This is a genomic window from Novacetimonas sp. GS1, assembly GCF_036686925.1.
GTDB classification, from domain to species: Bacteria; Pseudomonadota; Alphaproteobacteria; order Acetobacterales; family Acetobacteraceae; genus Novacetimonas; species Novacetimonas hansenii.
On sequence record NZ_VSZP01000001.1, the window covers coordinates 1,505,142 to 1,528,107 of the forward strand.

Annotated in this window: 22 protein-coding genes and 1 pseudogene; 13 read left to right on the forward strand and 10 right to left on the reverse strand. The window is 61.1% G+C overall.

Going from position 1 to position 22,966, the window contains the following annotated elements:
• Positions 1 to 163 precede the first annotated feature (163 nt).
• Complete coding sequence (gene hpnR / locus FYB92_RS06895) at positions 164 to 1,708, reverse strand: hopanoid C-3 methylase HpnR (protein WP_062809102.1); 1,545 nt, start codon at positions 1,706 to 1,708, stop codon at positions 164 to 166.
• A 361-nt stretch (positions 1,709 to 2,069) separates the two neighbouring features.
• Here hpnR and FYB92_RS06900 point away from each other — a divergent pair, with 361 nt between their 5' ends.
• Entirely contained in the window at positions 2,070 to 2,381 is a 312-nt protein-coding gene (locus tag FYB92_RS06900) for a hypothetical protein (protein WP_040510932.1), read from the forward strand.
• A gap of 39 nt (positions 2,382 to 2,420) precedes the next feature.
• On the opposite strand, the gene FYB92_RS06905 is transcribed toward FYB92_RS06900, so the two are convergent.
• Positions 2,421 to 2,981 carry an HNH endonuclease gene (locus FYB92_RS06905; RefSeq protein ID WP_040512445.1) on the reverse strand — a complete coding sequence of 187 codons (561 nt, stop codon included), beginning with the start codon at positions 2,979 to 2,981 and terminating at the stop codon, positions 2,421 to 2,423.
• A 223-nt stretch (positions 2,982 to 3,204) separates the two neighbouring features.
• Here FYB92_RS06905 and gluQRS point away from each other — a divergent pair, with 223 nt between their 5' ends.
• The 3 genes from gluQRS to FYB92_RS06920 all read left to right on the forward strand — a co-directional run bounded on the left by gluQRS (position 3,205) and on the right by FYB92_RS06920 (position 6,673).
• Positions 3,205 to 4,071 carry a tRNA glutamyl-Q(34) synthetase GluQRS gene (gluQRS, locus tag FYB92_RS06910; protein WP_003620888.1) on the forward strand — a complete coding sequence of 289 codons (867 nt, stop codon included), beginning with the start codon at positions 3,205 to 3,207 and terminating at the stop codon, positions 4,069 to 4,071.
• Positions 4,072 to 4,218: 147 nt separating this feature from the next.
• A complete protein-coding gene (locus tag FYB92_RS06915; protein ID WP_062809100.1) occupies positions 4,219 to 5,421 on the forward strand; it encodes a pyridoxal phosphate-dependent aminotransferase in 1,203 nt (400 codons plus the stop codon).
• Between the two features lie 19 nt (positions 5,422 to 5,440).
• The gene (locus tag FYB92_RS06920; protein ID WP_080545532.1) at positions 5,441 to 6,673 is read left to right on the forward strand and encodes a pyridoxal phosphate-dependent aminotransferase; all 1,233 of its coding nucleotides are present in this window, start codon (positions 5,441 to 5,443) and stop codon (positions 6,671 to 6,673) included.
• A 163-nt stretch (positions 6,674 to 6,836) separates the two neighbouring features.
• Here the strand turns inward: FYB92_RS06920 and FYB92_RS06925 are convergent, their stop codons facing one another.
• Positions 6,837 to 7,319: a hypothetical protein gene (locus FYB92_RS06925; RefSeq protein ID WP_003620881.1), complete on the reverse strand. Its 483-nt coding sequence runs from the start codon at positions 7,317 to 7,319 to the stop codon at positions 6,837 to 6,839.
• 188 nt (positions 7,320 to 7,507) lie between these two features.
• Positions 7,508 to 8,185: a hypothetical protein gene (locus FYB92_RS06930; RefSeq protein ID WP_003620877.1), complete on the reverse strand. Its 678-nt coding sequence runs from the start codon at positions 8,183 to 8,185 to the stop codon at positions 7,508 to 7,510.
• A 515-nt stretch (positions 8,186 to 8,700) separates the two neighbouring features.
• Here FYB92_RS06930 and FYB92_RS06935 point away from each other — a divergent pair.
• On the forward strand, positions 8,701 to 9,315 hold the full coding sequence (locus FYB92_RS06935) for a gluconokinase (protein WP_167613979.1): 615 nt from the start codon (positions 8,701 to 8,703) through the stop codon (positions 9,313 to 9,315).
• Here FYB92_RS06935 and FYB92_RS06940 read toward each other — a convergent pair whose 3' ends face one another.
• Complete coding sequence (locus FYB92_RS06940) at positions 9,316 to 9,882, reverse strand: cob(I)yrinic acid a,c-diamide adenosyltransferase (RefSeq protein WP_003620874.1); 567 nt, start codon at positions 9,880 to 9,882, stop codon at positions 9,316 to 9,318.
• Between the two features lie 388 nt (positions 9,883 to 10,270).
• On the reverse strand, positions 10,271 to 10,822 hold the full coding sequence (locus tag FYB92_RS06945) for a DUF4142 domain-containing protein (RefSeq protein ID WP_062809098.1): 552 nt from the start codon (positions 10,820 to 10,822) through the stop codon (positions 10,271 to 10,273).
• 446 nt (positions 10,823 to 11,268) lie between these two features.
• On the opposite strand from FYB92_RS06945, the gene FYB92_RS06950 reads away from it, so the two are divergent.
• On the forward strand, positions 11,269 to 11,646 hold the full coding sequence (locus FYB92_RS06950) for a DUF423 domain-containing protein (protein ID WP_281650294.1): 378 nt from the start codon (positions 11,269 to 11,271) through the stop codon (positions 11,644 to 11,646).
• Between the two features lie 74 nt (positions 11,647 to 11,720).
• Entirely contained in the window at positions 11,721 to 12,650 is a 930-nt protein-coding gene (locus FYB92_RS06955) for an SAM-dependent methyltransferase (RefSeq protein WP_040512121.1), read from the forward strand.
• Between the two features lie 15 nt (positions 12,651 to 12,665).
• Here FYB92_RS06955 and FYB92_RS06960 read toward each other — a convergent pair whose 3' ends face one another.
• Positions 12,666 to 12,983 carry a hypothetical protein gene (locus FYB92_RS06960; RefSeq protein ID WP_003620867.1) on the reverse strand — a complete coding sequence of 106 codons (318 nt, stop codon included), beginning with the start codon at positions 12,981 to 12,983 and terminating at the stop codon, positions 12,666 to 12,668.
• Between the two features lie 85 nt (positions 12,984 to 13,068).
• Here FYB92_RS06960 and FYB92_RS06965 point away from each other — a divergent pair, with 85 nt between their 5' ends.
• On the forward strand, positions 13,069 to 13,605 hold the full coding sequence (locus tag FYB92_RS06965) for a thioredoxin family protein (protein ID WP_003620865.1): 537 nt from the start codon (positions 13,069 to 13,071) through the stop codon (positions 13,603 to 13,605).
• A 381-nt stretch (positions 13,606 to 13,986) separates the two neighbouring features.
• On the opposite strand, the gene FYB92_RS06970 is transcribed toward FYB92_RS06965, so the two are convergent.
• The 3 genes from FYB92_RS06970 to FYB92_RS06980 all read right to left on the reverse strand — a co-directional run bounded on the left by FYB92_RS06970 (position 13,987) and on the right by FYB92_RS06980 (position 18,530).
• Entirely contained in the window at positions 13,987 to 15,687 is a 1,701-nt protein-coding gene (locus FYB92_RS06970) for a M3 family oligoendopeptidase (protein WP_003620864.1), read from the reverse strand.
• Between the two features lie 154 nt (positions 15,688 to 15,841).
• On the reverse strand, positions 15,842 to 17,776 hold the full coding sequence (locus FYB92_RS06975) for an OPT family oligopeptide transporter (RefSeq protein WP_075596091.1): 1,935 nt from the start codon (positions 17,774 to 17,776) through the stop codon (positions 15,842 to 15,844).
• Between the two features lie 160 nt (positions 17,777 to 17,936).
• Positions 17,937 to 18,530 (reverse strand): hypothetical protein, encoded by a 594-nt coding sequence (locus FYB92_RS06980; RefSeq protein WP_003620861.1) that lies wholly within the window; start codon positions 18,528 to 18,530, stop codon positions 17,937 to 17,939.
• Between the two features lie 298 nt (positions 18,531 to 18,828).
• On the opposite strand from FYB92_RS06980, the gene ispH reads away from it, so the two are divergent.
• From ispH to FYB92_RS07005, 5 genes and pseudogenes are all read left to right on the forward strand, one after another.
• Positions 18,829 to 19,818 carry a 4-hydroxy-3-methylbut-2-enyl diphosphate reductase gene (gene ispH / locus FYB92_RS06985; protein ID WP_225578831.1) on the forward strand — a complete coding sequence of 330 codons (990 nt, stop codon included), beginning with the start codon at positions 18,829 to 18,831 and terminating at the stop codon, positions 19,816 to 19,818.
• Between the two features lie 17 nt (positions 19,819 to 19,835).
• Positions 19,836 to 20,808: pseudogene (locus FYB92_RS06990) on the forward strand (homoserine kinase).
• Complete coding sequence (gene rnhA, locus FYB92_RS06995; protein ID WP_062809095.1) at positions 20,808 to 21,302, forward strand: ribonuclease HI; 495 nt, start codon at positions 20,808 to 20,810, stop codon at positions 21,300 to 21,302. The pseudogene FYB92_RS06990 and the gene rnhA overlap by 1 nt, the downstream one beginning before the upstream one ends.
• Positions 21,302 to 22,048 (forward strand): ABC transporter ATP-binding protein, encoded by a 747-nt coding sequence (locus tag FYB92_RS07000; RefSeq protein ID WP_332828392.1) that lies wholly within the window; start codon positions 21,302 to 21,304, stop codon positions 22,046 to 22,048. Before rnhA ends, FYB92_RS07000 begins: the two co-directional genes overlap by 1 nt.
• A complete protein-coding gene (locus tag FYB92_RS07005) occupies positions 22,045 to 22,809 on the forward strand; it encodes an ABC transporter permease (RefSeq protein WP_196760723.1) in 765 nt (254 codons plus the stop codon). The genes FYB92_RS07000 and FYB92_RS07005 overlap by 4 nt, the downstream gene beginning before the upstream one ends.
• Positions 22,810 to 22,966: the final 157 nt, after the last annotated feature.

Genomic DNA, 22,966 nt, shown 5'->3' on the forward strand with positions numbered 1-22,966 from the left:
GTGACCCTGATGTTAGGGCGGGCGGGGCCCAATGCAACCCCGCCCGCGCCAGTGTTAGGTGGGCGCCAATGTTAGGTAGCCCGTGTTAGGTAGCCCGCGTTCATGACCAGTCCCCGCGTCACAACCCGGATCATGTCGCAGGGCAAGGGCACACGAATATGCGTCAGTCCACCGTGCTCATGCGGGTTTCATCGACGAACTTTTCGGTATCATCATCGATCTTGCGCGATTTGCGCCCGGCGGGGCCGTGTACATACAGCGTCTTGCGGTCGATCTTCTGGTTGGTCCCCTCGGGCTTGACCGGCATTTCATAAACCGGCTTGCGCGCATGGTCCGCCATCTGAAGGGACGGGTTGAAGACCGAGTTGAACTTCCAGATCATGGTCAGGAAGTTGGTCTGCCCACGCAGGGCAAGGCGCAGCGCAATGCCCAGCGTATCCTTGATCGCGGCCCAGCCCAGATGCTTGTTGTTCAGCACCTGTTGCGTCTTCACCAGTTCCTCATAAAACTCGCGCAGGGGCAGGGTGGTCGGCATGACCGCGTGCTGGATATCGAACAGGCGATAGTCGCGTGTCGTCAGCTTGCGCGATTCGCTTTCCCAGATCTCGGTGCCGGGATAGGGGGTCGTGACCGACAGGTTGACGATGTCGGGGATTTCCAGGCACCACTGGCGGATGACCTCGAAACGTTCCCGGTCCCATGACGGGTCGGCAATCAGGTTGATGGCGACGATCAGGTCGAGCGAGCGGGCGTAATCCAGCGCTTCGAAATTGCGGTCCATCGACACACGCTTGCGGAAACGCTTCAGCCCCTCGGCATCAACGGCTTCAAGGCCGATGAAGATATAGCTGAGGCCGATATCCTTCCATTCGCGGAAAACTTCCTTGTTCCGCAACAGCACATCGGCGCGCGTTTCAAGGTAGTATTCCTTCTTGATGCCCCGGCGGCGGACTTCGGCTGCGATCGCCATGCCATGTTCGGCATGCACAAAGGCCACGTCATCAACGATGAAGATGCCGGGCTCCTTGATCTCCTGAAGTTCCTGCCCGATCACTTCCGCACTGGCGGTGCGGTAGGAGCGGCCATAGAATGTCCATGCGCTGCAGAACGTACAATCCCACGGGCAACCCCGTGCGAATTCGATGGAGGCGGCAGGGTCCAGCGTCCCGATGAAATACTTGCGGCGGTGGCGCAGCAGGTCACGTGCGGGGCGCACACCATCAAGGTTTTCGACAAAGATGGGGGGCGGGCCGTCGCCCTCCATCGTCACGACGCCCGGAACGCCAAGCAGGTCTTCGCCCTTTTCCCAGGCTTCGAGCAGGAGGCCCACTGTGGCGTCGCCTTCGCCCTTCAGGACGCAGTTGATCGCCCCGTCGGAAAGCGCAAGCACATCGCGTGCGATGAAGGAAATCGAATGGCCGCCGATGAACAGGAAAACATTGGGCAGGCGTTTACGCGTTTCCTTGCACAAATCGATGATTTCAGGAACGTTCGCAAGGTAATTGCCCGAAAAACAGATCGCATGCGGGCGGAATTTCTCGATACGTTCCCAGTAATCGTTGTGATTTTCCACCTGCAGGTCGATGATATCGACATCATGCCCCTTATCACGCGCGGCACCCGCGACAAGTTCCAGGCCCAGAGGTTCCAGTCGCAAAAATACCTTTGTGTACATCAGCGAACTTGGATGAACGGCCAGTAATCTCATTATTTCACCTCGGGCATGGGTGGGGCAGGGCTGGTGCGGACGTCCACATACGCAATCCAGAGGGAAATTTACAGACTTCCCACGGTGGTATTTGACGTTTTTATAAATCGCATCCAGTTATAAAAAAACCGGATAAGATACGAAGGGTGACAATATAAGACCATAATGTCACCCAATTCGCAGTTATATCACCTATGCACTGAAGATATACCGGCAGTCGTCCGGGCCCTGGAATGGCGGTCGGGCGGGCGGGACGTGAACCTATGCGAAAAACGAAGGGCTGGGCTGGGGGCGTGCCTGCGCGGCCCTATCGCCACAAGCACTTTCATGTCACACTCTGGCGTTAACCTCCGGGGGCGAGATGAAGCGCAAGACACTGCGAAAAGTGACGGGTCCATTGATGCTGCTGGCATGCGGCGGTGCGATGGCGCTGGGTGGATGTTCCGCCGAAATCGGGCGTATGCCGTATGAAAGTGACGTCCGCTGCCTGCGTAAGGAACTGGGGACGCAGATGCATCTGAGCTTCCCCCTTGCCGCCAATACATGCCAGCGCATGACCGATCATAATTTTGCGATCGGTTCGAAAAACCCGCAGCCCATCCCGCTGAACCTGCATAATGCCCCTGACCTGCAAAAACAGGCGGACGAATACGGATACAGCTATACCCGCTGACCCACGCCGCAACGGGAATGGTGCTGCGGGCGGGCTGCGTCAGTTTTCCAGTTCGCTGTCCCAGTAAAGATAGTCCCGCCAGCTTTCGTGCAGGTAATTGGGCGGGAAGGAGCGTCCGTTATCCTGAAGCAGCCAGCTACTGGGCTGCTGTGGCGTGCGGGAGGGATACATCCGCAGTTCATGCGGCATGTATGATCCCTTCAGCAGGTTGCACGGGCTGCATGCGGTTACGACGTTTTCCCATGTGGTGCGTCCCCCCTTTGAACGGGGGATGACATGATCGAACGTGAGTTCGTGTGTCGGCAGGCGCGTGTCACAGTACTGGCATGAAAAATTGTCGCGCAGGAATACATTGAACCGTGTAAACGCCGGGCGTCGGGCGGTCTGGATATAATCCTTCAGCGCGATGACGCTGGGCAGGCGGACTTCCTGTGATGGGGAATGTACGACTTCGTCATATTCGCTCAGGACGGAAACACGGTCGAGCCATACCGCCTTGATCGCGTCCTGCCATGACCATAGGGAAAGCGGGAAGTAGGACAGGGGCCGGAAATCGGCATTCAGGACGAGGGCCGGGAAATGTTGACTGTCAGAAAGCACGGGCGCATCCTTGATGTGATGCCGCCACACAAGTCTTCAGGCGTCCTTTACTTTGAACCGAACGCCGATCATGTGCGCCGTCATGAAGTAACTGCCCTGAATCTATTGCAGACCTCTTTCCATGTGGCAAGGGAGGGTGCGTGCGAATATTCGCGAACCCTGTTCCGGTATCTGCGGGTTATATGGAAAATGTCGATGCTACTTGACTGTTATCGTGTGGAAAATGCCTGACATAACCCGTTTCGCCCCCAGCCCCACCGGGGGGCTGCATCTGGGGCATGTCGCGTCCGCCCTGTCGGGATGGCAGTCGGCAAGCGAGTCGGGGGGCCGTTTCATGCTGCGGATCGAGGATATAGATCCCGGCCGCTGCCGTGATGTGTTCGCCCACGACCTGATGTACGACCTGCGCTGGCTTGGGCTGGACTGGTCCGAACCGGTGCGATGGCAGTCGCGTCACCTTGCGGATTATGCGGCGGCGCTGGCTGGTCTTGGCGCGCGGGGGCTGGTTTATCCATGTTTTTGCACCCGGCGCGATATTGCCGATGAAATCGCCGCCTCCGCGCATGCCCCGCATCATGCGCCCGATGGCAGCGTGGTATATCCCGGAACCTGCCGCCATCTGTCAGCGGCGCGACGGGCGGCGTTGCTGGCGGCGGGGGCGCCACATGCAATGCGCCTGGACATGGGGCGTGCGCTGTCGGTGCCCGGTGCATCCGATCTGACATGGCATGAACGCGGGCAGGGGCGGCAGCGCTGTCATCCTGAACTGTTCGGTGATGTGGTTCTGGCGCGCAAGGACGTGATGGCGTCCTATCACCTGTGTGTGACGCATGACGACGCGTTGCAGGGCATTACGCTGGTGACGCGTGGGGAGGACCTGCGCCCGGCCACATCGTTGCATCGCCTGCTGCAACATCTGATGGGCTGGGCGGAACCTGAATATGCCCACCATGCGCTGTTGTGTGATGAAACGGGACGCAGGCTGGCCAAGCGTGACCGGGCCATGACCATCGCCGCGATGCGTGCCGCAGGGATGAGTGCGCGTGCCGTGCTGGCCGCCGCGGGCTATCACGGTCCTGTCATGGGCTGAACGGATGCCGCCTTTATGCGGGCAAGGGGCGCGAAACATGGGCGTGGTGCATTTGTGCTGTTTTCACGATGGCGGCTTCGCACTAGGGTTTGCAACCGACGTTCCAGCAAGGAACGGTAACTTCATGTTATAATGGATCTCGGTCTCATGGATCTTATCGCCGCGCGTCTTGACAGGATCAGCCCCAGCCAGACGATCGCCATTTCCACCAAGGCACGTGAACTGAAAGCCGCGGGCAAGGATATCATCAGCCTTTCGGCGGGCGAGCCCGATTTCGACACGCCCGCCAATATCAAGCAGGCAGCCATCCGCGCCATCGACGATGGGCAGACAAAATATACCGACGTTGCCGGAACCCCTGCATTGCGCAGGGCTGTTGCCGAACGGTTCCGCCTTGATTCGGGGCTGGATTACACGTCCGACGAAATCATTGTCTCCAACGGGGGCAAGCAGGTCATCTATAACGCGATGGTGGCAACCATCAATCCGGGGGATGAGGCCATCATACCCGCCCCGTGCTGGGTTTCGTATCCCGATATCGTGGCCCTTGCCGAAGGGACGCCGGTGGTCGTGCCATGCATGGCCGAACATGGGTTCAAGCTGCGTCCTGCCGATCTGGAGGCCGCGATTACGCCACGCACGAAATGGCTGCTGCTCAATTCACCGAATAACCCGACGGGCGCTGCCTATGACGCACAGGAACTGCGCGGGCTGTGTGATGTGCTGTTGCGCCATCCCGATATCTGGATCCTGACCGACGATATTTATGACAAGCTGGTGTATGACGGGTTCACACCGGCCACCATCGTGCAGGTCGAACCCCGCCTGCGGGCGCGCACCGTCACCATGAATGGTGTGTCAAAAGCCTATGCCATGACCGGCTGGCGGATCGGTTTTGCTGGCGCGCCGGTCGAACTGATCCGCGCGATGAACAAGCTGCAGGGGCAGTCCACCTCTGGCCCGTCCTCCATCAGTCAGGCGGCGGCGCTGGAGGCCGTCAGTGGCCCGCAGGGATTCATCGCGGAAATGGTTGCCACCTATCAGAAGCGGCGCGACCTTGTGGTCAGCATGCTTAACCAGGCATCCGGCCTGCAATGCGCAACGCCGGAAGGGGCATTCTATGTCTTCCCGTCGCTGCGTGGCTGCCTTGGCAGGACCAGTGCCGGCGGCGCGCGGATCGACAGCGACAAGGATTTCGTGACCGCCCTGCTTGATGAAGAAGGGGTCGCCGCCGTCCATGGCAGTGCGTTCATGTTCGCGGGGCATTTCCGCATTTCCTATGCCACCGACACCCAGAGCCTGACAGAAGCATGTACGCGCATACAGCGCTTCTGCGGTGGCCTGCGCTGAGACGGGATCGGAAAACGTCATGACAAGCAGTACTGCAACCGCCACCGACGGATTTCTGGCCGGGTGCATGGATCGTCTGGAAACCCCGGCGACCATCGCGATGGCGCAGCGCGCGCGCGCGTTGAAGGCCCGGGGGGAGGAGGTACTCTCCCTCGCCCTTGGGGAGCCCGACTTTCCCACGCCCGCAGGTGTGATCGAGGCCGCCCATCGCGCGGCCCTCGACGGGCAGACGAAATACCCCCCCGTGGAGGGAACGCCCGCGCTGAAGGCTGCGATCATCCGCAAGTTCGCGCGGGAAAACGGCCTGACCTATGAACCGTCGGAGGTCATGGTTTCCAACGGGGGCAAGCAGGTCATTTTCAACGCCTTCATGGCCACCATCAATCCGGGGGACGAGGTGATCGTCCCGCGTCCGTACTGGGTCAGCTATCCGCTGATGATCAGCCTGTTTGGCGGGGTGCCGGTCTTTGTGGACTGTCCAGAGGAAAATGGTTTCCGTCTGGATGCGGCGACGCTGGAGGCGGCGATTACCCCACGGACCAAATGGCTGGTCCTGAATTTCCCCAACAATCCCACAGGTGCGACCACCACGCGCGCGGACCTGGAGGCGGTTGCCGAAGTCCTGCGCCGTCACCCGCGCGTGCATGTCCTGTCGGACGAGATTTATGAACATCTTGTCTATGACGGGCATGCCCATGTTTCGATTGCGCAGGTGGCGCCGGACCTGAAAGGACGTGTCCTGACGCTTAATGGCGTATCAAAAGCCTATGCCATGACCGGTTGGCGCGTGGGATATGTGGGTGGTCCCGCCCCGTTGATCCGCGCGATGAGCGGTATCCAGAGCAGTTCGACATCGGGCATCTGCTCCATCAGTCAGGCCGCGTCGGTCGCGGCACTCGACGGGCCGTCGGGTGTGGTGGAAACGATGCGCCAGACATATGACCGCCGTCGTCGCATGGTGGTGGATGCGCTGCGCCAGATCCCGGAACTGACCTGCGCGATGCCGCTTGGCGCGTTTTATGTCTATCCGGGGATTGCCGCGTGCATTGGCCGCACCAGTGCAGGTGGTCGTTATATCGGAACGGACGAGGATTTCGCCATAGCCTTGCTGGAGGAACAGCATGTAGCCGTTGTTCACGGCAGCGCATTTGGCAAGGGGCCGTACCTGCGCCTGTCCTATGCCACGTCCGATGAAATTCTGGTGGATGCCTGTGGTCGTATCGCAACGTTCGTGGCGGGCCTGCAAGGGTGATATCGCAGGATAAGAACCCGGGGGATGTTTCGAAACCATAACAGCCCCTGATCGGTTTTTTGCAAAATCTGCGCAAAGGCGTCGCCTTGTTGACGGAACAGGTGACGCCCGGAAACTGTCATGTCCTGCATGCAGGACATGACATTCAGGGTATGAACTGTCCTTAACCCGAGGCCCGTCCATCGGTGGCAGGGGGGGACAGCACGAAAATTCCTTCTGTCAGCAGGGTCGGCAGGAGGAATGCCGCCCCCGGCAGGCCGCACAGCCCCATGGCCACCGCAGTTGCGATCATGGCCGTTATATAGGCAAGCCGCCCGCCAACACGTTCCGCCATGACAAAGGCAAAAGCCCCACCGACCCCGGTTATCGCGCCAATCGCGGTGCGCCATGGGTGTTGTCCGGCGCCATGGCCCATGCTGTCGATGATCTGGCTCAGGGCAGAGGATTGGTCTACCGAAGTGCCGCTCATGCCGAACATAAGGGAAAATGGCAGGATCAGGACGCTCAGCACATCGCGCAGCAGGCCGACAAACCCACTGACAAGCGGGATCAGCAAAAGGATGGCGACAGACGAACTGGTGCTTAACGCCACGATCAGCAGGCCGATGCGCCGCTGTTGTCCCGGTGTTATCGGATGATCATGCATCCGCCGTGCCTTTCCGTGCCGGATATCGTGTCGCAGGCATGCCGCATGGATATGGCCTCATCGTGGGGGCCGGTTGCGGGGCCGGCGAAATGACGCCCTGAATCATGAATGTCCTGCGCCATGAATAACCCGGTGATGACCCGGGTCATGAACGCCCCCGCCCATGAGCGTTCCGGGTCATGATGGGTTTATTTCTTGCGGATCCACCACTTCACGGGTTCGTCTTCGTCCTCTTCCGTTGCGACGTTTTCAACCGCAACGGTCGCACGGCGTGGCTGCGCCGTAATCCTGGCCTTGCGTATTGCCGCGTTTTCTTCCTTCAACCGGTCAATCTGCGCCTGTGCGGCATAAAGCTCGGTCTTGAGGCCGAGGATTTCCTCATTCTTCTGCGCGATCGTGTTCTTGGCTTCGCCAAGCATGATTTCCGCATGCCCGATACGGGTTTCCAGACCACGCAGGTTACCCTGTGCCTCATGGCGCTGGCGTTCGGCGGTTTCACGCAACTTCTGCTCTATCTGAAGCTTGTTGCGCAACTGCTCTACTTCACCGTTACTGTCGGACTGTATGTGAAGTGTGCGTGTTGACGTCGGGCGTGTTGAAATATTCTGGTGTTCGACCCGGACGTCGCCATCCTGTACGAACTTGCGGCGTCGCGCCCCGGTTTCGGGCAGGCGCTGCTGCTGGCGTTTGGGCTGGGGCGCGCGCCGGGGGGCAGGTGACTGGGAAGAAGGTTTGTCCCTGTCCTGTCCCTTGCCAAGGCGTTCAAGCGCCTGACGCAGGGCCATTTCATTGACTTCGTCGCGGTGGGGGGAGGCGTCCTGTTCTTCTTCACCGGGGAAGGACAGGAATTCATTATATGATGACACGGTAAGACTCTTTGATAGATACAAAGCCGAGGATCTGGAGGATGGATATCAGCCACCAGAATAGGAAATTATTCCTAATGGGGATATTCCAAGATGTCGCACCTGAAAATGACTTCGTGACTATGTAGCCTTTATTCTGGAGGGAATGCAAGCATCCATCCCGATATTGCGACGTCTTCATGTTTTGCATGCACTGTGGGTGCTGTTTTATGGTGGAAGATCGCCCAGCGGCGATTTGAACAATATTCAGGACTGTCATTATGCTCTTCCCATATGGGGATGAGTATAGAAATATATGTTTCGATATGATTACGTCATATGTGTATCACACACTCTTGCAATGCGGCTTTTTTGTTCATGTTCTATTGAACCATGCTGTCATGAGGCGATAGCATCGCATTCGTGCCTGCGGTTTGCAGGTTGATGTGACACGCGTGTGGGGCATGCCCATGCAGGGCCTGGTTGGGGCCGGCGGCTGGCCCGCGAAGTGAATGGGTAAAGTGATGTCGGAAAACATGTCCCTTACGGAAAAGGCGCTGGCACGTCCGTCGTCCGTCCTGAAACAGGCGGGGGCACCATATGTGCTGGTGGTCATGGGGGTGTCAGGGTGTGGAAAGTCCACCTTTGCGCGGATGCTGTCCGAACGTATGGACTGCCCCCTTGTGGAAGGGGATGACCTGCACCCCGAGGCCAATATTACCAAGATGGCGTCGGGCACGCCCCTGACGGATACCGACCGGCAACCCTGGCTGGAACAGATCGGACAGCAGGTCGCGCAATGGGTTGACGCGCGCCAGATGGGGGTCGTGACCTGTTCGTCCCTGAAGCGCGATTACCGCACGACCATTTCAGGACGCCATGCGCAGGTATGCTTTGTCTATCTCAAGGGCAGCCGTGATGGCGTGGGGACGCGCCTGCGTGAACGCACCGGTCATTTCATGCCGGCAAGCATGCTCGACAGTCAGTTCGCGACCCTTGAGGAACCGCTTGATGATGAGGTCGTGCTGGAACTTGATGCCGCCGCCACGTGCGAAGACATGCTGGAGGCCGCATGCGCGGCATTGCGTGCGCTTGGGAAACCGGTGGGTCATGGCAACGGCATGGTGGAAAGCAAGCGCAACCTGACCTGATCAGGCCGAAAAGCTGCCGGGCATCCATGCGATGTCATCGCGCCCATCGGCGTTGAGATGCCGCCCAAGCACAAAGAAATAATCCGAAAGCCGGTTCAGGCAGGCGGGAATCCCCGGGGCAAGGGGGGTCATGCGATGCAGGCTGATCATCCGGCGTTCCGCGCGGCGGATGACCGTGCGCGCCAGGTGGGCCTGCGCCGCCGCCTGTGTCCCGCCCGGCAGGACAAAGCTCTTCAGGGCGGGCTGTTGCGCGCGCAGGCGTTCGATTTCGGCTTCGATCATCGTCATTGCAGCCTCTCCGGCGGGAAAGGCATCTATTCCCTTGTCCGGTTGGCAGACGATGCCACCAATATCAAACAGCAATGACTGGATACGGCGCAGGAATGCCGCGTCGTGCGTCTGGGGCGGGCAGGTCGCACGCAGCACGCCGATGACGGCGTTGGCTTCATCCAGCGTGCCAAGAGCCTCAATACGCAGGTCGTCCTTTTCAACACGCGCGCCGTTGCCCAGCGATGTCTGTCCCTTGTCGCCACCGCGGGTTACGACCCGGTCGATCCGAATGACCATGAATTCTCTCTTGGCGTGAAGTGATGCGTGGGCCGAATGGGCCGATTGAAAGTAACCTGCGGATGGAAAATAATAAAAATTTTAAAGTGCTAACTTATATCCGCAAAAGGTCACGCTCTGCACGACCCGCGTTGCCTGAAACTTTTAGAGAGTGTTTGAAAACAAATCATTGATAAAAAATAAGAAAAGTTTTGGGTGCCGCCTTTCGATCGAAAAAGGCGGCGTCTTCTGAAGCTTTTTGGAAAAAGCTTCACCAAAAACTTTTATAATTTCAGGATATTATTGAGCCTGAGTTTAGAAACAGTCTCTTATCACCAGCGGTTGCGCAGTCAGAATGCAAACGCGCCCTGCCCCCGCATGGCAGGGGGCAGGGACATCAGGCACCGGATCAGTGCGTGGCGGTCGGCTTCTTCGCGCCCAGCTTCAGCGCGTCGTTCAGGTGCGCCTGTGTCGCGTCCGCCGTGGCGGAAGCATAGGACTTCAGGTCCGGGTCGCTTGCGGACTCAGCTTCGTTCTGGAACATCGCCAGCGCGTCGCTGTGGGCCTGCGCCTGAATGTCGAGGTAGTCACGGTCGAAGCGATGACCTTTTTCGGTCTTCAGGCGGTCGATGATCTGCTGTTCGTCGGTGCTCATGTCCTTGTTCAGTTCAAGCCCGTGCTGAAGCGCCAGTGCGGAAAGCTTGTTCTGGTTGTCGGTATGCTGCTTGACCAGGTCGGCGGCCAGGTCCTTCACCTTCTGGCGCTTGGCCTGCGCCGTGGCCAACTGCGAAATCTCGATTTCAAACGTATTCACCTCTGTGGCGTTTTCGGCAAAGGTCGTGTCTGAATCGGTAAAGGGCGGCGGTGCCGGCGGTGTCACAGCCTTTGGGGCACGCGCAAACGAAGAAACGGGCAGCGCCGCGACCGAAGCGCAGAGGAACCAGGCAGCGTATTTTTTCATGTATCATTTTCCTAACAAGAAATATGCGAACGACCCGCTGAACGTATGAAAAAGTCTAGCAGTTTTGCCCCTGCCGACAAACCCGCATTACAGGGTTTTATCTGCTTTTTAAGGGGGGCGTGAAAACCGTGGCTGTGAAACGCGGCGTAAGCTGCGGTGTAAGCCTGGGGACGTTTCCGGCCGGTTGGCGTTAAAAAGTCCCCCTGCCATGCCTGTGGGGTGGAAAAAGCTGGCCTCAGGTAATCATTATTATTTTTTATCAATGAGTTATATTTGAAAAACCTTTGTCGGTTCCCGTGCATGATGCATGCGCCCATGCGTGTCGGGCATGGAACACGGCGTCATGACCTGTATGGGCCATGGGGCGTTTATAGGCTACATGCTCGGGGGATAATATACGGGCTTTTTGGCCCGTCATGCCCGTATTCCCTGTCATGGATGGCCCGATGCCGACTGTTATTCGCTTTTTACTGTCCCTGGCCGCGCTTGCCGCGCTGTTGGGCGTGATCGCTGGTGCGTTCGTCGCGCACCTGCCCGACCAATTCTTTGCGCAGGGGGGGCGGGACATGGCCCGGCAGGCCATACAGATGCAGATGTGGCACGCGCTGGGGGTGCTGGGTATCGGCGTCCTGATGATGCAGGCGGGGTGTCAGCGGCTTGTCTCGCTTGCGGGGTGTGCAATGGCGCTGGGGATGTGCATCTTTTGTGGCGCGGTCTATTTCACGGCCTTTACGGGTATCCATCTTGGGGCGGTGGCGCCAACGGGGGGCAGTATCCTGATGCTGTCATGGTTGCTGCTGGCGGTGGGGGTCATCCGTTCATGACATCTGGACACGCGGACATGGCGCATGGCGAAACGTCGTCCCCCCGTCTGACAGGCTCCCCTGACCTGACAGGCATGGATGTCGGTGCCGCCTACCTCGCCGCGCCGGGGTTCGAGGCGGCGCTGGAACATGAACTTGCGCGGCAGGGTGTGGAAGTCCGCTGGCATGGGCGCCTTGCCCTGACGATACAGCCACCCATGCGCAGCGCATGGGCGCTGGAGGTATGGACCGCGCCGCAGTCGCGCGATATCCCCTCCATCAAGGCTGCGGCGCGCGACCTGCGTGCGATACAGCGCAACTGGGCCGGATATGCGCCGGACCTGCATCGCCGCTCTGCGCTGATTGCACAGAACCTGCCCCCTTTGGCTGCGCGACCGCTGGTGTTTCCCTCCCTCCCGCCGCAGGGGCATCTGGGGGCATGGACGCTGCTGTCGGCGGACAGGATGCTGCTGTCCCCCACCAAGACATCGCCCTTCATCAATGGAGAGGTGCAGTTCGTGGAGGATCGGCAAGGCCCGCCTTCGCGCGCGTATCTCAAGCTGTGGGAGGCATTCACACGGCTGGGGCAATGGCCTCGGGCGGGGGAAACCTGCCTCGACCTTGGGGCGTCGCCGGGGGGATGGACATGGGTGGCGGCCCGGTGTGGGGCTGATGTGATCGCCATCGACCGTGCCGACCTTGACCCGCGCGTTGCGGCCCTGCCTGGTGTTACGACCCGGCGTGAAAGTGCCTTTGGCCTCGACCCGGCATCGATGCCGCATGTGGACTGGCTGCTGTCGGACATCATCGCCTATCCCACGCGCCTGCTGGCGCTGGCGCGGCGCTGGATCGACAGCGGGCGTGTGGCGCGCATGGTCCTGACCATCAAGTTCCAGGGGGAGACCGACCATGACACGGCAGAGCAGTTCGCCGCGCTGCCCGGCGGGGTGGTGCGCCACCTGTGGCATAACAAGCATGAACTGACGTTCTTCTGGATGCGTACGGGCGCGCCGGACGTCGCCTGATGGCGTGCAATGGGGTCAGGGCCGCCCCGCCCGCCGCCTGCGCAGGCGTTCGATGCCGTATTCCCCCAACTGCACGATCCCGATGGCAAGGAGGCAGCACACAAGTGCGACGCCCATGATGATGGTGCGTTCGCGGTCGGTTTCATCCGCGGCCCCCGTCAGGCGATAGACCGCAAGCCACATGTCGGACCCCGCGATACGATCCACCAGCCCAGCGACCATCGCGCTGTAGCGCAGGCTGCCCATCAGCAACATTGTGACGATCAGGACACTGCCGGTTTTCGCCAATGTGCGGATGAGGGAGACACCGGTGGTTGCATCAGTATTCTTCATATGGATAGGCTACCTTTCCTCTGGAAGCGGGCGGGTCGCGGTCGGTTCGTGTCGGGGGAAGATGGCGGGAGAGGAAAACAACAGGATGAATGAACGTTTTGGACATATGTCGCGCCTGTGGCGCGCAGGGCTGGTGGCGGGTGCGTGCGTTGGCGCGATCGCCGGTGGTGCGCAGGCCGCCACGGTTGAGGCACCGCCACAGATCGGCAACCTGACCCCAACCGTTCCGGCACAGCCTTATGGCCCGACGGAGGGGACGCGCGAACGGATCGCCACCGCATTTGACACCGCGCGGGCCACCGGGCGCAAGGTATTGCTGGATTTCGGGGGCAATTGGTGCCCTGACTGCCGTATTCTGGCGGGGTTGATGGATGACCCGGCCGTGTCCCCATGGATCGCACGCCATTTCGTGGTGGTGATGATCAATGTTGAACGTATGAATACCAACCTCGAATTCCTTGAGCAGCACGGGCTGAAGATTTCGGCGGTGCCGACCGTGCTGGTTGTGACGGCGCAGGGCAAGGTGCTCAATGCCGATGGCCTGACGGCTCTGGGCAATGCGCGCGCGATGTCGTCACAGGCGGTGATCGACCTGCTGGCACAGTGGGATGCACGCACCTGACAGTCTGCGGGCGCAAGTCAGCGGGCGCATGGTTCCCGATCCCCCGTGAGGGGACATGACGACATTGGTGGGGGAAGGGGCTGCTTTTCTCGCAAAGGCAGCAACCTTATAAATCCCTTGGGAAACAGCCCCCCCCGACCTGTGCCTGTTGCTAACGCCTGATTGAAAGCATTCCATTGACAAGGAATGGGAAAATTTCAGGCGATACCCTGTTTTCGCAAAGTTTTTTAAGAGACTGTTTGAAAAGTCTGTCTTGATAACACACTGAAATTATAAAGGTTTTTGGTGAAGCTTTTTCCAAAAAGCTTCAGAAGACGCCGCCTTTTTCGATCGAAAGGCGGCACCCAAAAACTTTTCCTGTTTTTTATCAATGATTTGTTTTCAAACAGTTTCTGATGGTTCCGGCGGCGTCATGCCAAGGTAATGCGCAGCCTCACGCACGGTATCTGCCAGCGCACCGGACTGAAACGGGGAGGTCAGCCCCGCATCGAGCACCAGCCCGGTAAAGGGCCGCGATCCCCCACGTTCGCACAGCGCGACATACTCATGCAGGGCGCCCTTGTAATCCGTACGGCTACGTTGCCAGAACTGCAATGCGCAGCACAGCGCAAGTGCATAATCAATGTAATAGAAGGGCGAGCGGTAGATATGCCCCTGTGCCTGCCACCGTCCCCCGGCGGAGGGGTGGGCGATCCCGCCATAATCCCGCCATGGCAGGTACCGGCGTTCCATGTCACGCCACAGCTCGTGGCGTTCGGCCGGGGACATGTCCGGCCGGGCATAGATTTCGTGCTGGAAATGATCCACGCATACGCCATAGGGCAGGAACGACAGCGACCCGATCAGGTGCATCTGCCGGAAACGTTCGGCCTCGCCGGGGGCGACCATCAGGTCCATATGCGGCCAGGTCAGGAATTCCAGCGCCATGGAATTGATTTCCGCCGCATCCATCGTCGGCCATAACAGGTCCACCGCAGGCAGGCCGCGACTTTTCCAGTTCTGGTAGGCATGGCCCATTTCATGGGTGAAGACGTTGATATCGTGCTGCGTGCCGTTGAAATTGGCAAAAATGAACGGCATCCCCACCGTGGGAAAGGACGTGCAGAACCCGCCCCCGGCCTTGCCATCGCGGTTGCGCAGGTCAAGGAACCCGCCTTCGCGCATCTGGCGATAGAATTCGCCAAGGTCGCCACCCATGCGGTCGAACATCACCTGCGCCTGTGCCACCAGCCTGTCGTGGCCGCCGATGGGGCGCGGGTTGCCATGCGGGTCGATCAGCGGTTCATCCCACGAATATACGCAGTCCCATCCCATCGTCGTGCGACGGCGTTCGAGGATACGCTGCACCAGCGGCACGACATGGGTGCGCACATCCTCGCGAAAGCGCGCGACTTCGTGGGGGCCATAATCCACACGTCGCATCCGGCGATAGGCCAGGGAGGTATAGGCGTCATACCCCAGCGCGCTGGCCATATCGGCACGCACATGCACCAGCCGGTCGAACAGCGTGTCGAACTGTTGCGCATTGTCCGCAAAGAATGCCCAGCGCACACGCTCTGCCTGTTCGCGCACGTTACGTTCGGTGCTTTCGGCATAGGGGGCAAGGCCGGACAGGTTGACCTGGCGTCCGTCGATCGACAGGCGGGCAGAGGCGATCAGCGCGGTGTATTCACCGCTCAGCCGGGCTTCCTCCTCCAGCGCGTCGGCGATTCGCGAATCGAAGGTGGTGATGTCCGTGCGCCAGAGTTCCAGCGTATGCGGCGTCAGCGTCGCATGCACCGCCTGCTGGTCCGGGTCATCAAGCAGCCGCCGCTTGATCGCGACCTCGAACGCGGTGACATAGGGCGTCAGCGAATCCGCGTAATCACGTTCCGCCTTGTTGGTGGCCGAGGTCGTATCCTGTGAAAACCGCAGGTCGGTCATTGCCGACCAGCTTTCGTAATCCCGCCGGATCGTATCGAACAGGCCCAGCGCCTCCGTGCGCCGGCCCTGGTCCAGCAGGGTGGAAACCTGCCCGAAGCGCAGGGAAAGCCGTTCCTTGCTCGGGCGTGGGAAGTCAAGTTCGCTGAATCGTAATGCCATGCCCCGATGCTGCCATCATAGACGGGCGAGGTCTATCGCCCGATGTGTGGCGTGCGGCAGATGCATATCCTGACCCATGCCCATAGCCTGGGGGGCAAGCCGCCGCAGGCGATTCGCCTTGCGATCACCTTATGATCGTCTCCTGTCCTCCGCCCTATCGCGCGCGCAGGACATAGCGTGCGAACCATACGCACATTGCGGCGAAAACCATGGCCCCGGCGATGTCCGGCACGACGGCTGGGATACCTGCGGGCATGATCGACAGCGCACTGTCCCGTCCGGCGAACCCTGCCACCGCCGACAGCGTAACCCCCATCAGGCTTTCCCCCACGATCAGCCCCGATGCCAGCATGGTGCCGATCTGTGAGGAATGTGCATTGGCCCCCCGCCGCGCGCAGACCCAACTGACGAGTGCGCCAATCGCCAGTGTGACCGTGACCGCGGCAGGCAGGTAAATGCCGATTCCCACCGCCAGCGGCGGCAGTGTGCGGCCATGGCGGCGCAGCACAAGGTCGGTGACAATCACCACGACCGCCAGCGCCCCGCCAATGGCCAGCATGTTCCAGTCAAGCTGGTGCAGGAAGATGCCCGATGCGATCATCATCATCAGCGCGGGCTGTGGCGCCGCCAGCGCATGCGTCGGGTCCATGCCCGGATGGGGCAGATACCCGACAAAGCCATAGGTCTGGTAAAGGATGTTCAGCACGGGCGGGATCACCAGCGCGCCGGTCACGCACCCGATCAGCAGTGCGACCTGCTGGCGCCACGGTGTCGCCCCCACCAGTTGCCCGGTCTTGAGGTCCTGGAGGTTATCGTTGGAGATCGCCGCCGATGCGGTCAGCGCGGACAGGATGTACAGGCAAAAGGCAATGCCGCCATGGTCGCCCACCGATGCAGGAAACAGCCCGACCGCGCGCATTCCCACGAACAGGGAGGCAAGCAGGATGACCGCCACGATGCAGATGCCCGAAATGGGGGACGATGACGACCCCACGATCCCGGCCATGTATCCGCACGTCGCCGCGACAAGGAAGCCGATCAGCATGCAGCACAGCATCCCCACCAGCGCCAGCCCGACAGTGCCCGCATTCACCCCGCCAAAGGGGGCAAGGAAGGCGATGAACATGACCAGCAGCACCATGCCGATACCCGCGGACAGCAACCCGACCTGACGCAGCGGCAGGTCCGCGTCATTATCGGTCTGTGCGCCGCCAATGGAGGTGGCACGCAGGCTGGCGCTCAGGCCACGGATGATCGGTCCCATCATACAGCCCAGCGTCCAGATGGCCGCCACGGCAATCATGCCCGCCCCGATGAAGCGCACGTCATGCATCCACACGATGGTGGCGTGGGCGGTGGGGGTCAGATGATCGGGATTGGCTTCATGCGCCGTCAGGAACGGGACGAACACCCCCCACGCCAGCACCGCGCCCAGCAGCATGGCAAGCCCGCCCCCGATCCCCACAAGATAGCCCGCGCCCAGCATCGCAAGGGAAAACCCGCATGACCCGCGAAAGACCGCGTTGCCCCATGTCAGCGTGACGGAGGCGTCTTCCGCCAGCAGTCGCAACCCGGTGGACGCAAAGGTGATGATCGCCGCGATCATGCCGCCACCCGTCAACGCCCGCAGGGCGGCCGGGCTGGTGTCCTTTTCCCCGGCCTTGAGGATTTCCGCCGCTGCGACCCCTTCGGGATAGGGCAGGGCGCTTTCATTGACCATGGCGCGCCGCAGCGGGATGGTGAACAGCACCCCCGTCATGCCGCCCGCAGCAGAGATGAGCGTGGTTTCAAGGAAGGGGAAATGCTGCCAGTAGCCGATCATGATCAGCGAGGGCAGCGCGGCGAAAACACATGACAGCGCCCCCGCGGCGGAGGCCTGCGTCTGCACGATGTTGTTTTCAAGGACGCTGGACCCGCCAAGCGCCCGCAGGACAGCCATGGAAATGACGGCGGCAGGGATGGAGGATGCGACCGTCAGTCCCACCTTCAGCCCCAGATAGACGTTCGACGCGGTAAAGACGAGGGTGATGAGTGCCCCAAGTACAATGCCGCGTAACGACAGTTCCCGGGACATGCGCGTCGATTTCATATGGATCGCTGGCCTGTTGCTGTGAAAGGGGTGACGTTCCATCGCGCGGATGGGGAAAAAAGGAAAGGGGCGGCCCTGCATGCGCCCCCTCCCATGCTGGCAGGGGCATGGGGGGAAAGCCCCGCCGGGCGTGCCGGATGCGCCGGGCAGGGCGGTAGGATCAGAGCTTGTGGAACGAAGGCATCACCAGATGGGCGCGGTTGAAATCAAGCTGCGCCTGGGTGAGCTGGAATCCGATTTCGATATGGTACTGTTCGGAATGGATGCGTCGTGAAATTGGCAGGGTGATGGGGATATTACGTGTGCTGGTGGCCTTTTGCAGGTCGCCATTGTCGAATTCAATATGCGCGATGAACTGCTTCTTGCTCTTGATTTCGCCATTGTACACGACGGCGACGAAATACGGGATATTGACGAAATTGACCTTGGATGCCGGGCCACGCACGACATGCAGCCCGATCTGCATGTTGGTGACGACGGTGCGGTGGGCCCCGTCCTCGCACGAACCGACGACCTCACGCAGGGCGGCGCGGACCACAAGGTGCGACAGGTCATGTTCGCTGCCGGTATACTGGTAATAATCGGCGGCCTCGCCGGGGATTTCCACCACCGGGCATGCCGGGGCAAAGGAAATCGAATCCGATTCATTCTGGCATCCCGCCGCCAGCAGCGGCAACGCCAGCAGGCTCAGCACGCGCGCAAAGGTCGCGGCGCGGGACGACAGGGACGCGCGGGTGGGAAAATGAGAAATCATGCGGGAGTTCCGGGCTTTCGTGCTCGACATGGGCTCTACGGGTGGCGGGCTGATAATGGCGGTTCAAACGCCTGGCATGCAATCGGGCATCGTAACGCGGACATGTAAATGTCCCGTCACGGTGGGGAGGACATATATATGAGAATAGGCTAGAATGAACGGGAAATGGCTTGCGCCATCGCCACGGTTTGCGTAGGGCCGGGTCATTGCATCGCGATGCGGGACCGGAACTGTAACAGATCGCGGCCCGTATCCTATACCGCCCGCCGGATGTTTGGGGAACACCATGCCCGACCAGATGATTCACACTCCCGATGCCCACGCCCCCGTTGACGTGTCGCCACGCCTGCTCAAGGTCCTGCTTGCCGGGCCGCGCGGTTTCTGCGCCGGGGTCGATCGCGCGATCCGCGTGGTGGAGGAAGCGATCCGCCGTTATGGCGCGCCCGTCTATGTGCGGCACGAAATTGTCCATAACCGCACCGTTGTGGAAGCGCTTGAGGCGCAGGGCGCAATTTTCGTGGAGGAACTGGACGAGGTTCCCTCCGACGGTCACGTGGTCTTTTCCGCCCATGGCGTGCCCAAGACCGTCCCGGCGGAGGCCATGCGCCGCAACCTGCTGTATCTGGATGCGACCTGTCCCCTCGTGTCCAAGGTGCATCGCGAGGCGGAACGTCATTTCGCCGATGGTGGTCCCGAAAGCCGCCACATCCTGATGATCGGCCATGCCGGCCATCCAGAGGTCGTCGGCACGATGGGCCAGCTTCCCCCCGGCGCGGTCACGCTGATCAATGATGCGGAGGAAGCGCGCACGGTCCAGCCGGCCGATCCCGCGCGCCTTGCCTTTATCACGCAGACGACGCTGTCGGTTGATGATACCGCGGAAATCGTCGATATCCTGCGTGACCGTTTCCCCCTGATCGAAGGGCCGAAGCGCGAGGATATCTGCTATGCCACCACCAACCGGCAGGAAGCGGTCAAGGCGATCGCACCGGGCTGTGACCTTGTGATCGTGATCGGCTCGCCCAATTCCTCCAACTCCCAGAGATTGCGCGAAGTGGCCGAGCGCAGTGGCGCGCCGCGCGCCCTGCTGGTGCCGCGCCTGAACGCGCTGGACTGGTCGGCGCTGGACGGGGTGAAGACGCTGGGGATCACGGCGGGCGCGTCCGCGCCGGAATCGCTGGTGCAGGAAATGGTCGCCGCCCTTGCCAAGCGTTTCACGCTGGAGATCGAGGAACGCACCGTCAAGGAAGAGAACGTGACCTTCCGCCTGCCCGCGCCGCTCGGCTGATTTTTTTGTAACCGACGATGGCGGTCTATACGGACGTCCCCCCCCGATGAACTTGCTAAGTTCGTCGGGGGCTACGACATTGGCGAGCCGGTCTCGTGCCATGGCATTGCCGAAGGTGTGGAGAACAGCAATTTCCTGCTGCGTACCACGCGCGCGGATTTTATCCTGACGCTGTATGAACGGCGGGTAAATCCTGATGAACTGCCGTGGTTCCTGGGGCTGATGCAATACCTGGCGCAGCGCGGGCTGTCGTGCCCGCGTCCGGTGGCTGATCGCGCGGGCGTCACGCTGGGGACGCTTGCGGGGCGCCCGGCCGCCATTACCACGTTCCTGCAGGGCGCATGGCCGCGCCGGATTGAGGTCCCCCATTGCGAGGCTGTGGGGGCGGCGATGGCGCGCCTGCATCGCGATGGGGAAGGATACACCGCGCAGCGACGCAACAGCATGGGGCCGGCCGCATGGTCATCGCTGCTGGACTCATGCCGTGCGACGGGCGATCAGGTGCAGTCTGGCCTGATCGCGGAAATTGATGATGCCTTGGCGTTCATCGGGCCGTCATGGCCGGGGCAGGGCGCGCACCCGGTCCTGCCGCGCGGGCAGATCCATGGCGACCTGTTTCCCGATAACGTGTTTTTCATAGACGGGCATCTGTCGGGCCTGATTGATTTCTATTTCGCCTGCACCGACTGGTTTGCCTATGACCTCGCCATTTCGCTTAATGCGTGGTGCTTTGACGAAACCGTCACGTTCCGCCCTGACCGGGCGCGGGCGATGGTGCGTGGGTATGAAAGCGTGCGTCCGCTGGATGCCGCGGAACGTGCCGCATTGCCGGTAATGGCCACGGGGGCTGCCGTGCGGTTCCTGCTGACGCGTCTGTATGACTGGCTCAACACGCCGCCTGACGCGTTGGTCACGCCGAAAAACCCCCTCGATTACCTTGGGCGGCTGCGTTTCTTCCGCACCTGTGCCGCCCCGCTGGAATGGTTGTGATGGACAAGGCGACGCCCGGCGGGGATACGCGCGACGATGACGTGGTGCTGATCTGGACCGATGGGGGGTGCAAGCCCAATCCGGGGCCGGGGGGATGGGCCGCGCTGTTGCAGTTTCGCGGGCAGGAGCGTGAAATTACGGGTGGCGAGGCGGAGACGACCAATAACCGCATGGAACTGACCGCCGTGGCGGAGGCCCTCGCCAGCCTGAAGCGTCCATGCAAGGTCATCCTGCACAGCGACAGCCAGTATGTGTGCAATGGCATGACGCGCTGGTCCACCGGATGGGTGCGGCGCAAGTGGCGCAATGCGTCCGGCGACCCGGTGGCGAACATGGATCTGTGGCAACGCCTGCTTGACCTTGCGCCGCGCCATGACATCACATGGCAATGGGTGCGTGGCCATGCGGGCGATGAAAATAACGAACGCGTCGATGTCCTTGCCACGCAGGCGCGCGACGCGCTGGGGATCGCCTATCCATCCCGGCGAAAGTGATGGCGTCCGTGGTCGGCCATGCCCCTGCGGTCATGGTGCGGGGACTGGGCCTGTCGATGGGTGGGCAATGTATTTTCGATAATCTGGATGGCACGTTTCCCGCCGCACGCCTGACGGTCCTGCTTGGTGGCAGCGGAATTGGCAAGACGACGCTGCTGCGGCTGGTGGCGGGGCTGATCGTGCCCGACACCGGGGGCATCTCTGCCGGGGATGGCCTGCCGCTGTCCGGTCGGGTGGGCTGGATGGGGCAGAATGACATGTTGCTGCCATGGGCGCGTGTCGATGACAATGTCATGCTGGGCAGCCGCCTGCGTGGCGAGCCGCCGGACCGTGCCCGTGCGCATGACCTGCTGGATCAGGTGGGGCTGTCGGCGTCACGCACCGCCCTGCCGTCAGCATTGTCCGGGGGCATGCGGCAGCGCGTGGCGCTTGCGCGGGTCTTGTATGAAAACAGGCCGGTTGTCCTGATGGACGAGCCATTTTCCGCGCTGGACAGCCTTACACGCCTGCGGATGCACGAACTTGCGGCGCGGATGCTGTCGGGATGTACGACCATCCTGATTACACATGACCCGCTGGAGGCCTGTCGCATGGCGCAGGCATTGTTCATGATGGGGGGCGCGCCTGTCCGGCTTTCGCCTCTGTCTCTTCCCCTGTCGGGGGGGATGGATATCCCGCGCGCCGTGGATGATCCTGTGCTGCTGTCGGCGCAGGCGGACCTGTGGCGGCGGATGCTGGCGTCATGACAATGGCCGCGCGACTCCTGCGCCCGCTGGTGACGCTGTTCGGGCTGGTATGTGTCTGGTGGGGGATTGCGCGCTGGGGTCATGTGCCGCCCTACCTGCTGCCTGCGCCAGATGCGGTGGCGCGGGCCATGTGGCGGCAGCGCGCCCTTCTGGGCGACTCCGCACTGACCACGCTGGTCGAAACATTGTGCGGGCTGGTGCTGGGTGTCTGTGGCGGGGGGGCGCTGGCGCTGCTGATGGCGCTGTCGCCTTCGGTACGGCGGTGGACCATGCCGCTGGTGCTGCTCAGTCAGGCTGTGCCGGTTTTTGCCCTCGCGCCGTTGCTGGTATTGTGGTTCGGCTTCGGGATGGCGTCGAAAATCGTGATGGCGGTGCTGGTCATCTTTTTTCCCGTGACATCTTCCTTTGCCGACGGGTTGCGCCAGACCCCGGCGGACTGGATCGACCTTGCGCGCACCATGGGGGCGTCGCGATGGCGGGTGCTGCTGTATGTGCGCCTGCCCGCCGCCCTTCCGGCGCTGGCATCGGGGATGCGGGTCGCCACCGCCATCGCGCCGATTGGCGCCGTTGTGGGGGAATGGGTGGGGGCGTCTTCGGGGTTGGGGTTCCTGATGCAGACGGCCAATACAAGGTTCGAGACGGACTTGATGTTCGCGGCCCTGCTGGTGCTGTCGGCGATGACGGTCCTGTTATGGTGGGGGATGGACCTCATGTTGCGGCGGGCATTGTACTGGCTGCCGGTGCGGCATGAGGGGCCATGAAATCGTTTTGGAAATGGCAGTTGATAAAACAGTCATCAAAGTGTTCGGACCGTAACTTTTCCTGAACGGCGCTGTCTTTTGAAGGTGGCGGGGAGTGAAGGTGGATGTGAAAATAGTCCCATCCACCTTGATGATTACAGGGTAGGGCTGCCTTTTT

What these genes read in the sequence shown, in the direction of transcription:
- hpnR (WP_062809102.1), bottom strand. Translation starts at nt 1,708, where the DNA reads ATGAGATTACTGGCCGTTCATCCAAGTTCGCTGATGTACACAAAGGTA.
- FYB92_RS06900 (WP_040510932.1), top strand. Translation starts at nt 2,070, where the DNA reads ATGAAGCGCAAGACACTGCGAAAAGTGACGGGTCCATTGATGCTGCTG.
- gluQRS (WP_003620888.1), top strand. Translation starts at nt 3,205, where the DNA reads ATGCCTGACATAACCCGTTTCGCCCCCAGCCCCACCGGGGGGCTGCAT.
- FYB92_RS06915 (WP_062809100.1), top strand. Translation starts at nt 4,219, where the DNA reads ATGGATCTTATCGCCGCGCGTCTTGACAGGATCAGCCCCAGCCAGACG.
- FYB92_RS06920 (WP_080545532.1), top strand. Translation starts at nt 5,441, where the DNA reads ATGACAAGCAGTACTGCAACCGCCACCGACGGATTTCTGGCCGGGTGC.
- FYB92_RS06925 (WP_003620881.1), bottom strand. Translation starts at nt 7,319, where the DNA reads ATGCATGATCATCCGATAACACCGGGACAACAGCGGCGCATCGGCCTG.
- FYB92_RS06935 (WP_167613979.1), top strand. Translation starts at nt 8,701, where the DNA reads ATGTCCCTTACGGAAAAGGCGCTGGCACGTCCGTCGTCCGTCCTGAAA.
- FYB92_RS06940 (WP_003620874.1), bottom strand. Translation starts at nt 9,882, where the DNA reads ATGGTCATTCGGATCGACCGGGTCGTAACCCGCGGTGGCGACAAGGGA.
- FYB92_RS06945 (WP_062809098.1), bottom strand. Translation starts at nt 10,822, where the DNA reads ATGAAAAAATACGCTGCCTGGTTCCTCTGCGCTTCGGTCGCGGCGCTG.
- FYB92_RS06950 (WP_281650294.1), top strand. Translation starts at nt 11,269, where the DNA reads ATGCCGACTGTTATTCGCTTTTTACTGTCCCTGGCCGCGCTTGCCGCG.
- FYB92_RS06955 (WP_040512121.1), top strand. Translation starts at nt 11,721, where the DNA reads ATGGATGTCGGTGCCGCCTACCTCGCCGCGCCGGGGTTCGAGGCGGCG.
- FYB92_RS06960 (WP_003620867.1), bottom strand. Translation starts at nt 12,983, where the DNA reads ATGAAGAATACTGATGCAACCACCGGTGTCTCCCTCATCCGCACATTG.
- FYB92_RS06965 (WP_003620865.1), top strand. Translation starts at nt 13,069, where the DNA reads ATGAATGAACGTTTTGGACATATGTCGCGCCTGTGGCGCGCAGGGCTG.
- FYB92_RS06970 (WP_003620864.1), bottom strand. Translation starts at nt 15,687, where the DNA reads ATGGCATTACGATTCAGCGAACTTGACTTCCCACGCCCGAGCAAGGAA.
- FYB92_RS06975 (WP_075596091.1), bottom strand. Translation starts at nt 17,776, where the DNA reads ATGAAATCGACGCGCATGTCCCGGGAACTGTCGTTACGCGGCATTGTA.
- FYB92_RS06980 (WP_003620861.1), bottom strand. Translation starts at nt 18,530, where the DNA reads ATGATTTCTCATTTTCCCACCCGCGCGTCCCTGTCGTCCCGCGCCGCG.
- ispH (WP_225578831.1), top strand. Translation starts at nt 18,829, where the DNA reads ATGATTCACACTCCCGATGCCCACGCCCCCGTTGACGTGTCGCCACGC.
- rnhA (WP_062809095.1), top strand. Translation starts at nt 20,808, where the DNA reads ATGGACAAGGCGACGCCCGGCGGGGATACGCGCGACGATGACGTGGTG.
- FYB92_RS07000 (WP_332828392.1), top strand. Translation starts at nt 21,302, where the DNA reads ATGGCGTCCGTGGTCGGCCATGCCCCTGCGGTCATGGTGCGGGGACTG.
- FYB92_RS07005 (WP_196760723.1), top strand. Translation starts at nt 22,045, where the DNA reads ATGACAATGGCCGCGCGACTCCTGCGCCCGCTGGTGACGCTGTTCGGG.